The sequence below is a fragment of the Tenacibaculum sp. SSH1-16 genome (assembly GCF_040104435.1).
Taxonomy (GTDB): domain Bacteria; phylum Bacteroidota; class Bacteroidia; order Flavobacteriales; family Flavobacteriaceae; genus Polaribacter; species Polaribacter mesophilus.
This window is the reverse complement of sequence record NZ_JBECOV010000002.1, coordinates 219,364-234,510: the sequence shown is the minus strand read 5'-3', so window position 1 is coordinate 234,510 and position 15,147 is coordinate 219,364. Positions and strand designations below refer to the sequence as shown.

General features: G+C 31.6%; 14 protein-coding genes. 8 read left to right on the top strand and 6 right to left on the bottom strand.

The annotated features are described in order from the left end of the window. Positions 1-71 precede the first annotated feature (71 nt). The 4 genes from ABMY20_RS03770 (at position 72) to ABMY20_RS03755 (ending at position 3,830) form a co-directional block, all read left to right on the top strand. Positions 72-1,427: an OmpA family protein gene (locus tag ABMY20_RS03770; protein ID WP_349264671.1), complete on the top strand. Its 1,356-nt coding sequence runs from the start codon at positions 72-74 to the stop codon at positions 1,425-1,427. 170 nt (positions 1,428-1,597) lie between these two features. Then, positions 1,598-3,109: a F0F1 ATP synthase subunit beta gene (gene atpD / locus ABMY20_RS03765; RefSeq protein ID WP_047790679.1), complete on the top strand. Its 1,512-nt coding sequence runs from the start codon at positions 1,598-1,600 to the stop codon at positions 3,107-3,109. 43 nt (positions 3,110-3,152) lie between these two features. Then, positions 3,153-3,446, top strand: a complete 294-nt coding sequence (locus ABMY20_RS03760; RefSeq protein WP_047790678.1) for a F0F1 ATP synthase subunit epsilon — start codon at positions 3,153-3,155, stop codon at positions 3,444-3,446. 102 nt (positions 3,447-3,548) lie between these two features. Beyond that, positions 3,549-3,830: a twin-arginine translocase TatA/TatE family subunit gene (locus ABMY20_RS03755; protein ID WP_047790677.1), complete on the top strand. Its 282-nt coding sequence runs from the start codon at positions 3,549-3,551 to the stop codon at positions 3,828-3,830. A 502-nt stretch (positions 3,831-4,332) separates the two neighbouring features. Here the strand turns inward: ABMY20_RS03755 and ABMY20_RS03750 are convergent. From ABMY20_RS03750 to ABMY20_RS03735, 4 genes are all read right to left on the bottom strand, one after another. After that, complete coding sequence (locus ABMY20_RS03750; protein ID WP_073182200.1) at positions 4,333-5,202, bottom strand: cupin-like domain-containing protein; 870 nt, start codon at positions 5,200-5,202, stop codon at positions 4,333-4,335. A gap of 96 nt (positions 5,203-5,298) precedes the next feature. Beyond that, the gene (locus ABMY20_RS03745; protein WP_349264670.1) at positions 5,299-7,827 is read right to left on the bottom strand and encodes a carboxypeptidase-like regulatory domain-containing protein; all 2,529 of its coding nucleotides are present in this window, start codon (positions 7,825-7,827) and stop codon (positions 5,299-5,301) included. Continuing rightward, positions 7,817-8,728, bottom strand: coding sequence for a FecR family protein (locus ABMY20_RS03740; protein ID WP_047790674.1), 912 nt, complete (start codon positions 8,726-8,728; stop codon positions 7,817-7,819). The genes ABMY20_RS03745 and ABMY20_RS03740 overlap by 11 nt, the downstream gene beginning before the upstream one ends. 49 nt (positions 8,729-8,777) lie before the next feature. After that, on the bottom strand, positions 8,778-9,287 hold the full coding sequence (locus ABMY20_RS03735; RefSeq protein WP_047790673.1) for a sigma-70 family RNA polymerase sigma factor: 510 nt from the start codon (positions 9,285-9,287) through the stop codon (positions 8,778-8,780). Between the two features lie 128 nt (positions 9,288-9,415). On the opposite strand from ABMY20_RS03735, the gene ABMY20_RS03730 reads away from it, so the two are divergent. The 4 genes from ABMY20_RS03730 (at position 9,416) to ABMY20_RS03715 (ending at position 12,663) form a co-directional block, all read left to right on the top strand. Then, on the top strand, positions 9,416-10,468 hold the full coding sequence (locus tag ABMY20_RS03730; protein WP_159610950.1) for a hypothetical protein: 1,053 nt from the start codon (positions 9,416-9,418) through the stop codon (positions 10,466-10,468). Between the two features lie 115 nt (positions 10,469-10,583). After that, on the top strand, positions 10,584-11,357 hold the full coding sequence (locus ABMY20_RS03725; RefSeq protein WP_159610920.1) for a membrane metalloprotease: 774 nt from the start codon (positions 10,584-10,586) through the stop codon (positions 11,355-11,357). 24 nt (positions 11,358-11,381) lie between these two features. Further along, entirely contained in the window at positions 11,382-11,969 is a 588-nt protein-coding gene (locus tag ABMY20_RS03720) for a porin family protein (protein ID WP_047790671.1), read from the top strand. A 112-nt stretch (positions 11,970-12,081) separates the two neighbouring features. Further along, entirely contained in the window at positions 12,082-12,663 is a 582-nt protein-coding gene (locus ABMY20_RS03715; RefSeq protein ID WP_125064421.1) for an SAM-dependent methyltransferase, read from the top strand. Between the two features lie 38 nt (positions 12,664-12,701). Here the strand turns inward: ABMY20_RS03715 and bioB are convergent, their stop codons facing one another. Beyond that, positions 12,702-13,799 carry a biotin synthase BioB gene (bioB, locus tag ABMY20_RS03710; protein ID WP_073182195.1) on the bottom strand — a complete coding sequence of 366 codons (1,098 nt, stop codon included), beginning with the start codon at positions 13,797-13,799 and terminating at the stop codon, positions 12,702-12,704. Between the two features lie 106 nt (positions 13,800-13,905). Further along, complete coding sequence (locus ABMY20_RS03705; protein ID WP_349264669.1) at positions 13,906-15,069, bottom strand: beta-ketoacyl synthase N-terminal-like domain-containing protein; 1,164 nt, start codon at positions 15,067-15,069, stop codon at positions 13,906-13,908. Between the last annotated feature and the right edge of the window lie 78 nt (positions 15,070-15,147).

The following is a 15,147-nucleotide window of genomic DNA, read 5'->3' as shown; positions in this document are numbered from 1 at the left end:
TTTTGTAAATAAGTTTGAACAACTTACATTTGCGTAATATATAAACGAACTTTTAATTTAAATTTTTAATAATGAAACAATTAAAATTAGCTGTGATGGCTTTATTTGCGTTTGCTGCTGTAAACGTTAGCGCACAGGATTCAGACAACCCTTGGGCGGTTGGTTTCGGAGTTAACGCAGTAGACGTTAGGATTCCTACGAAATTTGGAGATTATGCTAAAGATTACATCGGTACTAGTGACTGGAATATCTTACCATCAATTTCAAGAGTAACTGTTGATAGATACTTAAACGATGGGTTTACATTACAATTAGCAGGATCATTAAATAAAATTGAAACTGTCTATAAGGAGGATGATATGGATGAGCTTTACTGGGCTATCGATGCTAACGTAAAGTATGACTTAAACAACTTATTCGGTGAAACAGGATGGTTCGATCCTTATGTATATGTTGGTGGAGGTTATACTTCTTTAGCTGACGAAGGAGAAGGAATGTTAAATGCTGGTTTAGGATTTAATACTTGGTTTAACGATAACTTAGGGTTAAACTTCCAATCTGGAGGGAAAAAAGAATTTGCTGATAAGGTGCAAGATCACTTCCAACACTCTATTGGTTTAGTATTTAAATTCGGAGGAAAAGATACTGACGGAGATGGTGTATATGACAAGGATGATGCATGTCCAGAAGTTGCTGGATTAAAAGAATTCAACGGGTGTCCTGATACTGACGGAGACGGAATTAAAGATTCTGACGATGCATGTCCAGAAGTTGCTGGTTTAGCTGCTTTAAATGGTTGTCCTGATGCTGATGGAGATGGTATCGCTGATAAAGATGATGCTTGTCCAACTGAAAAAGGAACTAAAGCTAACAACGGATGTCCAGATGCTGATGGAGACGGTGTTGTAGACGGAAAAGATAAGTGTCCAAACACTGCTGGTCCAGCTGCAAACAATGGTTGTCCTTGGCCAGATACTGATGGAGACGGAGTATTAGACAAAGACGATAAATGTCCAAATGAAGCAGGTGTAGCATCTAACAACGGATGTCCTGAAGTAGTGATTAAGGAAGAAGCTGTTAAGAAATTAAATGAGTTTGCAAGAGCTATCTATTTTAATTCAGGAAAAACTTCTTTTAGAACTGGTACTACTGGTAAATTAGATTTAATCGCAGGAATTATGAAGGAGTACCCAAAAGCTAACTTTAGCATTCAAGGTCACACTGATAGTTCAGGGTCAAACAAGTTAAACCAAAGATTATCAGAAAAAAGAGCTAAGGCTGTTTTAGATTACTTAATCACTAAAGGTGGAATTGATTCAAAAAGATTAACTTCTGCAGGTTTTGGTGAAGATTATCCAATCGCTGATAACAAAACAAGAGCTGGTAGAGCTGAAAACAGACGTGTTGAGATTAAATTAGTAAAGTAATTTAATTACAATCACAATATCAATAAAAGCCTCACATTTGTGAGGCTTTTTTTTATGTAAAAATACTTACGAAAGGTTTTTTAAATTCCACTAAAAAAATTACCTTTGCACCTTGAAAAAATGAGTTAAAACTCATATAGTAAATAAAATAACTTTAATTACATATAGTAATGTCTACAATAACAGGTAAAGTTTCTCAAATTATTGGTCCAGTAATCGATGTTGAGTTTAATACAGAAAATGCTGAATTACCAAAGATCTATGACTCGTTAGAAATTAAAAAAGCAGACGGTTCAACTTTAGTTTTAGAAGTTCAACAACACATTGGTGAAGATACAGTTCGTACCATTTCTATGGATGCAACTGATGGTTTACAAAGGGGGCAAGAAGTAATTGCTACAGGTAACCCAATTCAAATGCCAATAGGTAATGATATCTACGGTCGTTTATTTAATGTAACAGGAGATGCAATTGATGGATTAGGAGATTTACCTAAAGAAGGTGAAGCTGGTTTACCGATTCACCGTCAAGCACCAAAATTTGAAGAATTATCAACTTCTACCGAAGTACTATTTACAGGGATTAAAGTAATTGATTTAATTGAACCTTATGCAAAAGGAGGTAAAATTGGATTGTTTGGAGGAGCAGGAGTAGGAAAAACAGTTTTAATTCAGGAGTTAATTAACAATATTGCAAAAGGACACGGAGGTTTATCTGTATTTGCAGGTGTAGGTGAAAGAACTCGTGAAGGTAATGATTTATTACGTGAAATGTTAGAGTCTGGAATTATCAAATATGGTGATGATTTTATGCACTCTATGGAAGATGGAGGATGGGATTTATCTAAAGTTGATAAACCAGGAATGAGAGATTCTAAAGCAACTTTCGTATTCGGTCAGATGAATGAGCCACCAGGAGCACGTGCTCGTGTAGCTTTATCTGGATTAACAATTGCTGAGTATTTCCGTGACGGAGCTGGTGAAGCACAAGGGAAAGATGTATTATTTTTCGTAGATAATATTTTCCGTTTTACACAAGCAGGTTCAGAGGTGTCGGCTTTATTAGGACGTATGCCATCAGCGGTAGGATATCAACCAACATTAGCAACAGAGATGGGAGCAATGCAAGAGCGTATTACTTCTACTAAGAAAGGATCTATTACATCTGTACAAGCGGTTTATGTACCTGCGGATGATTTAACGGATCCAGCACCAGCAACAACGTTTGCTCACTTAGATGCTACTACAGTATTATCTCGTAAAATTGCTGAGTTAGGTATTTATCCAGCGGTAGACCCATTAGATTCTACATCAAGAATTTTAACTGCTGATGTTTTAGGAGATGAGCACTATAACTGTGCACAAAGAGTAAAAGAAATACTACAACGTTATAAAGAATTACAAGATATTATTGCAATCTTAGGTATGGAAGAATTATCTGAAGAAGATAAGTTGGTAGTTCATAGAGCACGTCGTGTACAACGTTTCTTATCTCAACCATTCCACGTAGCTGAGCAATTCACAGGAATTCCAGGTGTATTAGTAGATATTAAAGACACTATTAAGGGATTCAACATGATTATGGATGGTGAATTAGATAAATATCCTGAAGCAGCATTCAACTTAAAAGGATCAATTCAAGAAGCAATTGATGCTGGAGAAAAAATGTTAGCAGAAGCATAATTAATTACTTTAAGCAAAAGCTTAAAGCCTAAAGCATTAAAATATGTATTTAGAAATTGTAACACCAGAAGCTATCTTATTTTCATCAGAAGTTGATTCTGTAGCAGTTCCGGGTATAAATGGAGAGTTCCAAATATTAGATAACCACGCACCTGTAGTATCTATTTTAAGTCAAGGTAAAATTAAAGTGCACGTCCATACTCAAGAGCACCTAGTTTTTGATGATTTACATGGAAGTATAGAAAGACTACCAGAAGATGATAAGATTTTAATTATGAAAATAAAATCTGGTACTATTGAAATGAAAGATAATAAAGTAATTATTTTAGCAGACTAAAAAAATACTTTTATCATTATACAATTAAAAGCAACCAAGTTTTGGTTGCTTTTTTTTAATTCAAAAAAATATAAGAAGCTTAAATTAATTATCTTTGCAGTAATGAATGGAATATTTTTATTTATTGGTGGACCTGAGATTTTTGTAATCTTATTAATAGTGGTTATGTTATTTGGTGCAGATAAAATTCCTGAAATAGCCAGAGGGTTAGGAAAGGGTATGCGTCAAATTAAAGACGCTACGAATGATATAAAAAGAGAGATTAATGACAGTGCCAAAAAACAAGGTATAGATACAGACTTTGTTAAAGATATAAATAGAGAAGTAAACGAAGTAAAAGATAATATTGACGATTTTACAGGGCCAATAAAAAGAAGTCGTTAAAACTGCTTTATAGCCCTTTTAAAGGGTTATTTAAATAGGCATAATGGTTAGTTAACTTACTTAGTTTAGTTCCACAGCGTATAATACGTTAAACATTGTTTTTAGTGTTTTATTAACAGTTTAGATTTTCTTATTACTACATCATTTGTGAAAAATGAGAGATTATTCCTTTAAGGCTCTCTTTAAGTTTTTTTAATTAAGTTTTGGGGTGACAAAATATCAAGGTGTGTTTAACCAAATAACATCCAATACAATAAAAAACACAATAACATTCAATTTGGAACTATTTAAATACGAGTAAGTATAAAAAGATGTAGTGAAGCTATTAAGGCCTCTTGATGTCTATGTTTCTATTTTTTTAAGTAAGTTTTATGATTTTTACTAAAAATATCATTTTTAGAGTATTTAAGCTGTAGAAATAACTCTTCAATAAATTTTTTGTAAAACTAAATTGATATATATAGATAAAAGCTTGTAAAAGTTTACATAGTTTATAAGAGATTTATACAATCTTATTAGCTTTATTTGTTCTAATTATAGCTTGCTCATTTTTCCAATCAATCCATTTTTGTCCTTTAATACGGCGCATAATATTATCTATAGTACGCATAACAAAAACATTATAAATAGCTTTTCCTAAGTTTTTAGGATTACGAGCAATAGCACGTAAACTCATTGAAAAACCAGGTGTTACATAACGCATATAATGCCAATATCCTTCAGGCATATACAAAACGTTCCCGTGCTCAAGTTCTGCAACATGTCCTTTGGCATTTTTAAGCGCAGGCCATTTTTCAAAATCTGGTTCGTTAAAATCAATATCTTCACGGGTTATTAATGAGTGAGGAATCTTATACAGGAATTTATTTTGCTTTTGATCAAACAAAATACATTTCTTTTTCCCTTCAAAATGAAAGTGAAAGATATTGGCTAAATCAATATCATAATGCATGAATGTATACGAATCACGCCCACCAAAAAACAGCATTGGTAAGCCCTTCATTAAACGTAAACCAAAATCAGGAAAGGTAAAATCTTTTTGTAACTGAGGTACTTCCTTTAAAATATTCCATAAGAAAATTCTAAACTTAGTAGGTTCGCGTTTTAGTAAATCTACATATTCACTCATTTTCATTGTTGCGTGAGGTTCATTAAAACCATCTTTATAATCTACAGGCCTGTCATCATATAACGGAACAGTCTTATCTCCTGCTATCTGCTTCATATAATCTAAAGACCATTTATTATAAGCTGGCCAATCTTCAATAAAACGCTCAATAACCACAGGTTTTTGAGGCTTGAAGTAATTTTTAATAAAGTCTTCTTTAGTAATGGTTTCTACTCTGTCTATTTGTTGCAACTGTAATCCCATACATTCAATTTTTAGAGGAGCAAAGTTAAGAAAATGTTACGATGTTTTTTGAAGTGAATAATGTTAAAAATTAAATGAAGTTTATAATTAATAATCTTAGAAGTTAATTCTAAAGCTAAGGTTGGGGGTGAATGGTAAAGAATACGTATTTATTTCTTTTACATTATCTGTATTATTTTCATCAACAATATAATAGGTGTTTATTATATTTTTTCTGTTGCTAATATTAGTGAAACCAACTCTTATAGTTGATTTTAGATTTTTTGTGAAATTAAAGTTATAGCTTCCAGAAGCATTAATTCTGAAGAAATTAGAATGCCTTTCTTTATTTGGAGTATCATAATTTACAATAACTCTATTACCGTCTTGAATGGTTTCATTGTCTTTTACAGGTTTTGTGTATGGGGTTCCCGAACGTAGAATAGCACCTAAAGAGAGCTTAAAGTTGTTGGTAATGTTATAGTTAATGGCACTACTAAAAGAGTGTGTGATATCTAAATTACTAGGAAAAGTATCAGGAGTAAAAGTTTCAAATGTATAATTATTTTCCGTAAAGGAGTAGCTTAACCAACTACTAAGTTTTTTAGTTCTTTTATTAATTAAAAATTCAATACCTTTTACCTTATAGTTTCCTATAGAATTTAGTGTTTGAACATTGTTATAAAAACCTTGATTGGCAACAGTTATACCATCAACAAATTTATAAAAACCAGTAAGATCTATTTGTAAGTTATTTTTTGAATACTCTGCTCCAAAAGATACTTGTTTACTTTTAATAATAGGCGTTTTATCATTGTCAGCCAAAATCCATCTTCTTTTTTCTATACCTAAAAAGTTGTCTTGAAAATCTATCTTCTGTGCAGTTGTTTGATTTTTAAACTCTCCTTCTAATTTTAAAAATAGACTATTATAAAGTTGTTGTCTTAAGTTAATCCTTGGTTCTATGATAAGTTTATTAAAATCATGAAAATAATTAGCACGAAAACCTACTCTAGCATAAGTGTTATTCTTACGATAAACTACCTCAGAAAAAAGAGCAGATTTAAGTAAAACTTCTTTTACAGATTTAGAAAATGTAGGAGCATTAACTGTTGTTTTGTTAGAAACACCTATTTCATTAAAAACAGCACCGTTTGTAAGTTGAAAAACATCTGAAAAATGATGATTAGTAATAAGCCTAATTTCAGACTCTAAAACCTTGTTAAATTGAGTTTGAAATTGATCAGTTTCTCTGTTAAAGTCTGATGAATTTATTGTATAATCAGAAATAAAAGTAGAGAGTTCTGTAGAAAATTTGGGTGACCAATTGGCATTCCAACTAATATTAGCTCCAAGATTCTCTTGTTTTAAATTACTGTTTTCTTCTACTGTTGAACCATTGTTTGTATATTCTTCTGTGTATTCTAAGTTGTTTTTTATACTTATTAAATTAGCTCTTAATGAATGATTTTTATTGATGTCATATAACACTTTAAAAGAGTAATCATAGAAGTAGAAATCAGTAGAGGCTTCACTTTCTTTATTGGAAGCTATAGAGTTTTCTTGAAAGCTTCTACTAAAATATTTGTCGTAGGTTGGGGTATCAAAAAAATCGGTATAAGACCTCCTTGCTGAAGCATGAATTTCGAGTTTTTTAGTTATAGGAGCCTGTAAAAAAGCGTCTGCACTTAGCAAATTAAAACCAGCACCTCCAGAGAATGTGTTAGTAATTTTGTTGTTGGTTTGCATGTTGACGGTACTGGAAACACCATCGCTAAACTTTGTACTAGTACCATTTTTGGTCACTGTAGCTTTTTCTGTTAAATATGGATTATATGCAGAAATTAAACCAAAAAAATGACTCGTGTGGTACATCTTAATTCCATCCCAAAGCATTAAGTTTTGATCGTTTGTTCCGCCTCGCACATTAATGTTCGATACACTTTCATTCACACTTTCTACACCAGGAAGTACTTTAATCGTTTTTAAAATGTCTGGTTCTATTAACCCTGGAAGAATTCCGAAATTTTTAGTTTTTAAAACGGTACCTCCATCGATGTTCTTTTGGAGGCCAGTAGTTAAAAAGTTAGGAATAATTACTTCTGATAACTCTTCTGACAAACTTTCTAGATATATTTCTTTACACAAGTTTTGAGAGAATAAATCTTTGGCCGGTAGTATAATAGGTTTGTATCCAACATAAGAAATAGTAATGTTTGCATTTGCAGGAACTGAGTTGATATTGAATTCACCGTTAGTATTAGATGTAGTTCCATTACTAGTATTATTAACTAAGATGGTAGCTAAAACCAATGGTTCAAGTGTATTACTGTTTACTATTGTTCCACAAATAGGAATTTTCTTTTTTAAGTATGATACAGTAATAAACCGATTATCTAAAATTTTAAAATTAAAGATGGTAACAGATTCTAAGTAGCTTATAGTTTCAGATAATGATAAACTATCATCAGGTTTGTCAATGTATACACTTTCTAAATCCTTATCGGAATACGTAAAAGTTACCTGATGTTTTTTTTCAATTTCAACCAAGACATCTTTCAGTAAATTTTTGGTAATAATGTCCTGTGCTTTGATAGCAAAGGAAAATAGGAAGAGAAATAAAAAAGTAGTTTTTTTATTGACCATTCTTGTAAATAGTAATGCTTTTTTCTTCTATTTTATATGATAATTGTAAAGGAATTGTAACTGCTTGCAAAGCTACATTTATGTCTTTATGGGTAAAACCACCAGTATAAAGCTGTTCTAAATTAACATCCTTAGTTTTTATAACATAACCATATTGGTTTTGTAAGTCGTCTAATACAAATTGTAAAGGAGTACTTTTAAAATTAGACTCATCTTGTAACCAAGATTTATTATTAATATTAAAAGTATTTAAAGTGTCAATTTTACCATTTACAACTTTAAATATTTTTCCCTTAGCTAATTTAATTAATGAGTTGTTATAGTCTACACTAACTAAACCTTCGTAAGTTTTTACTTCAAAATAATTCTTTCTTCCTTTAACGTTAAATTGGGTTCCTAAAACAGTAACTTTTCCAATAGAAGTATTTACGGTAAAAGATTTTCCTTTTTTGACTTTAAAAAAAGCTTCTCCCTTAAGTTGTATATCTCTACTATTTTTCCAATCCTTTTTGTTGAAAGATACCGTGGAATTTGCATTTAAAATCACTTCAGATTCATCTGGTAAGTTAAAGGTTTTTGTTTCTGCATATTGCGTACTAAAGTTTACTGAATTATTGAAAAGTAAGAAATAAGAAGAAACTAGTAAAACAATAACTGCGGCAGCATATTTATAAAAGTTCTTGTAGTTTAATGGAACAACCTTACTTTTTTTAGTAGTAGCTTTTTTCAATTCAAATTCTTTAAAAGCCTTTTCAATATCCACTTTAGGAGTTTCTATGTGAGAAGAATAATGCGCTATTTTTTCAAGATTTTTAAAGTTTTTATCTTGTTTTAATAGAAACAGTTCTTCATCGGAGATTTCTCCGTTTAACCATTTTAATATGTATTGTTCATCTTTCATTTTGTGCTTAACTAACTTTTAGACAATAAAGAAGTAAATTTCCCTACCCTTACAATAATTCTATTTTTGATCTCAATTTTTTTAATGCTGAAGACATCCTTTTTTCAACAGCTTTTTGCGAGATATTTAGTAACTCAGCAATTTCTCGATATTTTTTACCGTCTATTCTATTCATTAAAAAAACCTCTCGTTCAGCCTCTGTTAAATTTTCAATAGCATTTTTTAGTTTGTTTTTAAACTCTTCTTCTTCTAATAAATATTCCGGACTTTGATTATTTATATCCAAATACGGAGCGCTTTTAGCATAGTTTAAAACAACTTTTTCATGCTTTAATTTGTTTAAAAAAAGGTTGTTTACACTAGTAAATAAGTACGATTTTGCCTTTTCATATGATATTTCTGAACATTTTTCCCACATTTTTAAAAAAGCTTCTTGTATTAAATCTAGGGCAGTATCTTTATCGTTAGATTTATAAGATGAGAAGTTAGTAACGAATTGAATATTAGATTTGTAAAACGCATTAAAGTCTTCCTCATTACACAGTGATTTTTTAGTCATATGAATGCTTTTATAGAGTTAAAATAGAAAAAAAATCGAAAACAAAGGTAGGGTAAAACGATTTATAGTTTTCTAAAGGACAGAAAGAGCTCAAAAAACAAATGTTTAAAAAATTAAAATTTATTAAGATGAAAACGATAAAATTAATAACCATACTTGCATTAGCTACTTTGACAATTTTTACCTCATGTCAATCAGAAGAAAATGAACAAGTAGGTACAAATCCAAATGCAAATACCCCAACTTCTGAAACGGCAAAGAAGTATAAAAGAACAGGTATGAACGATGGATCAGAAGATGATTTTTTGGATGGAAATTCATGTGCTGAGTTATTGTTTCCAATAACAGCAACCATAAACGGTAAAGAAGTGACTATTATAAATGAATTAGACTATAGTTTAGTTCTTGAAATAATGGATGAGTTTAATGATGATGATGATACCGTAGTTTTTAATTTTCCAATAACAGTAAAGTTAAATAACTATACAGAAGTAACTATAACTTCGCAAACAGAATTGGAAGAATTAAATAGAAAATGTGATGAAGCATCAGATGAAATGGAGGATGCTATCTCTTGTGCAAAAATAGAATATCCAATATCAATGCTCACTTATGATGTTAATTTAGAACAAACAGGTACTGTTGTAATCGAATCGGAAAAACAGTTGTACAACTTTGTAGATAGCTTAGATTCAAGCGAATTATTCTCTGTTAAGTATCCAATAACTATAACTTTAAATAACGGCAGTTCTGTGAAAGTTAATAGTGATTCTGAATTTGAAGACGCTATTGAAGAGTGTACCTCTTATGAAGAAGAAGAGGAAGCAGCAGAAGTAGCAGCCGACGAGTTAGAAACCATTATCAGTAAAGCTAAATTTAAGGTAGAAAGCTTTATTCAGGCAGGAGTAGAAAAAGCTGACGAATATGCTGCATATACTATAGAATTTACAAATGAAGGGAAATTAATAGCAAGAAATATAGTAAACACAACTTTAGAAAATATCGAAGGAGAATATGATGTAGAATCAGATACAAGAGTCCTTTTAGAAGTTGAGTTTGAAGCGGGAACTGTTGTAAGCGCTTTAGGTAATGAATGGGTTGTAACTACTTATACAAGCACTTTACTTACATTACAAAGTACAACAGATACTTCAATAACATTAACATTTAAAAAGATATAAAGAAAAAATCTTTTAAGCTAGTTGATTTTGGAACTTTATGGCTACGCTAGTAGTAGCCTAAAGTTTTAAAAAACCAATGATATTCAAATTACGTAAGTAAGATAAAGAAAGAATAATGAGAAAAAAGTTTTTTACAGTTTTACTATTCAGTGTTTTGATTTGGGGATGTTCCAAAGAAAGTGAACCAATAATTAATGATGGTGTTGAGGTTGCAAAAGAGAATAGAAAACCTACGGGAGCATCAGCAAATGAGTTATTATCAGACAATGTTTATAAAAAAATGATTGTAGAGTTAGCTTATATTGAAGGATTTGAACCAACTGAAGAGGCAAAGAATAACTTTAAAAACTTTATTAAAGAAAGAACTTTCAAACCAAACGGTGTAGAATTATATACGAAATCAATACCTACTATAGGAAAAGAAGTATATACAATCAATGATATTGTAACGATTGAAAACGAGCATAGAACTTATTATAACACACAAAATACCATAACGGTTTGGGCATTGTTTATAAATGGTAAATCTTCAAAAGATTCCGATTCTTCTTTTGTTTTAGGCACTGCATATTATAATACATCGTTTGTAATTTTTGAAGAAACTATTAGAGAACTAAGTAATGGAACATTTGATCCAGAAAGAAGCTTATTAGAGTCTAGTGTAATCCATCATGAATTCGGACATATTTTAGGACTTACAAATTTAGGAACCCCTTTACAAACAGACCATGAAGATGCAGATCATCCAAAACATTGTAACGAAGAAAGTTGTTTAATGTATTGGGCAGCAGAAACTAGTCATGGTATTGGAAACATATTCTCATCAAATAAAATTCCAACATTAGATAGCCAATGTATAGCAGATTTACAAGCTAATGGTGGAAAGTAGATCGTAAAATTAAATCAATAAAAGATGAAAAAAATTCAGTTAGTAATAGTATTTATAACAATGATTAGTGCATCTATAGTTGCACAAGATAGTAGTAAAAAGTCCAAAGCTGGTATTAAAGGAGGATATAACTTGTCTGCAGTGAGTTTTAATGGAGATTCGGAAACAGAGCAGCTACATGGATTTCATATAGGTTTTTATGGAGAGTCATTTATAGGAAATAGTGTTTCACTTCAATTGGAACTATTATACTCACAACAAGGGTATAAAATTATAGATGGAGGAGGTACTTATAAGCAAGAGCTAGATTATATAAATCTTCCTTTAATGGTAAAACTGTATCCTTCTGAAAACTTTTTTTTAGAGGCAGGACCTCAAATAGGACTTTCAATAGCACATAAAGAAACCTTTGATAGTGGCTTTATTCTGTATGATACCTCAAAAGAGTTTGATCCTAGGAATTTTGATTGGGGATTAAATTTTGGTGGAGGTTTTAAAACAAATAGTGGAGTAAGTTTAGGAGTAAGGTACCATCTAGGATTGAATGATATTTATGATGAAGACAAACCCAAAAATAGAGTCTGGCAATTTTATATAGGGTTTGACTTCTAGTAAAAAAAGCGATGTTTAAGCATCGCTTTTTTTGATATTAAGTTATCCTCTTAACAGTAGTTAAATTAAAGAAGCTTTATTTTTAAATTTGTAAAAATAAAAGTAAGAAGAAATGATAGAGTTGTCAGAAACATTTTGGAATAATAAGTACTTACATAATAAAACAGGATGGGATTTAGGAAAGATATCCAACCCGTTAAAAGAATATGTTGATCAATTAGAAGATAAAAGTATTCAGGTTTTAATACCTGGAGGAGGAAACTCATACGAGGCGGAGTGTTTATTTAATAAAGGATTTAAGAATGTTTTTGTAGTAGATATTGCTTCAACACCGCTAAAAAGAATTCAAAAAAGAGTTCCTAACTTCCCAAAGGAAAATTTAATTCATGCTGATTTTTTTGAATTAAAAGGCACTTTTGATTTGATTATAGAACAGACTTTTTTCTGCGCTATCAATCCAGGGTTAAGACTAAAGTATGCACAAAAAGCACATGAATTACTAACTAATAAAGGTAAACTAGTTGGTTTGCTGTTTGATGCAGTACTAAATGAAGACCATCCACCTTTTGGAGGAAATAAAAATGAATATGAAAAATACTTCGCACCCTATTTTACAGGAAGTATGGAACCTTGTTACAATTCATCAGGAGGAAGAAAAGGTATGGAGCTGTTTGTGAAAATGATAAAAAAATAACCGTTAAATTTAATTCAACGGTTATTTCTTATTTGATGTTAGGCTCTTATTTCTTTAGCCTCTTGCTTCTTTTGTTCGTTACGCTCAATTTTATGGTCTGGTCTTGTCCATTTTGGTTTTTCACCTAACGATTGGTATTGTGAGTTTTCTGCTTCAACAGATTCTCTTTGTTCATGCTTAAAGAATGGCTTTTGTGTATTTAAACCTAAATCTTCAAACATTTTCATGTCTTCATTAATATCAGGATTTGGAGTAGTTAATAATTTGTCTCCTGCAAAAATTGAGTTTGCACCAGCAAAGAAACACATTGCTTGACCTTCTCTACTCATTTGAGTTCTACCTGCTGATAAACGTACTTGTGAATCTGGTAATACAATACGAGCAGTAGCTACCATACGAACCATTTCAAAAATGTTTACAGGAGGTTGCTCTTCTAACGGAGTTCCCTCAACTGCAACTAATGCATTGATAGGTACAGATTCTGGGTGTGGAGAGAAGCGAGTTAAAGTTTCAAGCATTCCAGCTCTGTCTTCTAAAGATTCTCCCATACCAATAATACCTCCTGAGCAAACAGTTACATTTGTTTTACGTACATTTTCAATAGTGTCTACTCTATCTTTAAAAGCACGTGTAGAAATTACATCATCGTAATAATCTTCTGAAGTATCAATATTGTGGTTATAAGCATACAAACCAGCTTCCGCTAAACGTTTTGCTTGATTTTCGGTAACCATACCTAAGGTACAGCAAACCTCCATGTCTAGTTTGTTAATAGTACGTACCATTTCTAACACTTGGTCAAATTCTGGTCCGTCTTTTACGTTTCTCCAAGCTGCACCCATACAAACTCTTGATGATCCACCTTCTTTGGCACGTAAAGCTTGTGCCTTAACTTGGTTTACAGTCATCAAATCATTTCCCTCAACATTGGTATGATAACGTGCTGCCTGCGGACAATACCCACAGTCCTCAGAACACCCACCAGTTTTTATAGAAATTAAGGTACTTACCTGTACTGTATTTGGGTCGTGATATTTTCTATGCATAGTTGAAGCCTCGTACAAAAGCTCCATTAAAGGCTTATTGTATACTTCTAGAATTTCCTCTTTCGTCCAATCGTGTCTAATTTCAGTCATAAATTCGAGTTGTTTGTGGTGGTAAAAATAAAAAATTCCGCTTCGAAAGCGGAATTTTATGACTCTTATTTTTCTTTGTCAAGAGAATCTCTCTTATCGATTGTTTTTAAGTGTTCTTCGTTATGATTAAAACAGAAACCGCATTTCCTCCAAAACCAACAGCGTTTACCAGTATTTTATTGAGTTTTTTTGGAGTGTGTTGAGGTTCAGCAAAGGGAACTTCAATAACTTGTTGGTGTTGTAGCATTAGTACGGCTAATTCTAAACTTAACAAGCCAGAAGCACCAAACGTATGACCGATTTTCCATTTATTGGTAGTTAAAAAAGGTACTTTGTTAGAAAATACTTTTTGAATCGCATTAATTTCCGATTGATCTCCTTTAATAGTTCCAGGAGCATGCATTACAATAGCGTCAATTTCATCTGGAGAAATTGTTCCTAAAGCCATTTTCATTGATTTTTGAAAACATTCTGCATCTGTTGTTACAGAAGTATTGTGTTTCAAAACTTCAGTAGCATATCCAACCCCTTCAATAAAAGCGATAGCATTTTCTTTACTTCCATTCTCTAAACAAAATACAGAAGCACCTTCTCCCAATACCATGGTGTTTTTGGTTTTGTTGAGGTCAAAAGCCTTACATGGATATTCATCATTTTCTTTAGAATATACTTTTAATGCCTGCATTTGAGCGATGGTAAAATCAGTTAGTGAAGCTTCGCTAGCGCCAATCATAAATTTCTCTGACATTCCCGATTGTAACCAAGCTACACCATTAAGTAACGAATGCAAGCCAGTAGAACAAGTAATAGAATGTGAAATCTCTGGTCCGTTACTCTGTAAATCATGCGCAATCCAAGAAGAAATATTTCCTAAAGTAGTAGTTGGAGAGCTTAAGGTAGATGATTTTCCTGTAGCTAAAAACTCTTTGTGATATTTTTCAAACAAAGAAGTAGCACCGCGAGAAGAACCAATGTTAATTCCAAAGTTATCCGAAGATTTCCAGTCTGTTTGTTCCATTGCTTTTCTAGCAACAAAGAGCGTGTATAAAACAGATGGATCTAAATTTTTATATTTATTATCTGAATTTTGAACCTCCTCAATAGCGTGTATATCCTCAACAGTCAATTGTGCTACCCATGCTTTAGAATCTTCAAACTCTTTAGAGCTTAAAAAATGTTGCTTATTTAGGTAGTTTTTCCAAATTTTTTCAGTAGTGCTTCCTAAGGCTGAAACAGATGCAAATGATGTTATAGAGATAAGTTCTTTCAACACGATAAAATTTCAGCAAAAATAAAAGTAAAATCAAGTATTCTAAAGAAAATAAAAATATTTATCTTGGGATAAAAT

Excerpts from the sequence above, each read along its gene's own strand:
- ABMY20_RS03770 (WP_349264671.1), top strand. The coding sequence starts at position 72 with ATGAAACAATTAAAATTAGCTGTGATGGCTTTATTTGCGTTTGCTGCT.
- atpD (WP_047790679.1), top strand. The coding sequence starts at position 1,598 with ATGTCTACAATAACAGGTAAAGTTTCTCAAATTATTGGTCCAGTAATC.
- ABMY20_RS03760 (WP_047790678.1), top strand. The coding sequence starts at position 3,153 with ATGTATTTAGAAATTGTAACACCAGAAGCTATCTTATTTTCATCAGAA.
- ABMY20_RS03755 (WP_047790677.1), top strand. The coding sequence starts at position 3,549 with ATGAATGGAATATTTTTATTTATTGGTGGACCTGAGATTTTTGTAATC.
- ABMY20_RS03750 (WP_073182200.1), bottom strand. The coding sequence starts at position 5,202 with ATGGGATTACAGTTGCAACAAATAGACAGAGTAGAAACCATTACTAAA.
- ABMY20_RS03745 (WP_349264670.1), bottom strand. The coding sequence starts at position 7,827 with ATGGTCAATAAAAAAACTACTTTTTTATTTCTCTTCCTATTTTCCTTT.
- ABMY20_RS03740 (WP_047790674.1), bottom strand. The coding sequence starts at position 8,728 with ATGAAAGATGAACAATACATATTAAAATGGTTAAACGGAGAAATCTCC.
- ABMY20_RS03735 (WP_047790673.1), bottom strand. The coding sequence starts at position 9,287 with ATGACTAAAAAATCACTGTGTAATGAGGAAGACTTTAATGCGTTTTAC.
- ABMY20_RS03730 (WP_159610950.1), top strand. The coding sequence starts at position 9,416 with ATGAAAACGATAAAATTAATAACCATACTTGCATTAGCTACTTTGACA.
- ABMY20_RS03725 (WP_159610920.1), top strand. The coding sequence starts at position 10,584 with ATGAGAAAAAAGTTTTTTACAGTTTTACTATTCAGTGTTTTGATTTGG.
- ABMY20_RS03720 (WP_047790671.1), top strand. The coding sequence starts at position 11,382 with ATGAAAAAAATTCAGTTAGTAATAGTATTTATAACAATGATTAGTGCA.
- ABMY20_RS03715 (WP_125064421.1), top strand. The coding sequence starts at position 12,082 with ATGATAGAGTTGTCAGAAACATTTTGGAATAATAAGTACTTACATAAT.
- bioB (WP_073182195.1), bottom strand. The coding sequence starts at position 13,799 with ATGACTGAAATTAGACACGATTGGACGAAAGAGGAAATTCTAGAAGTA.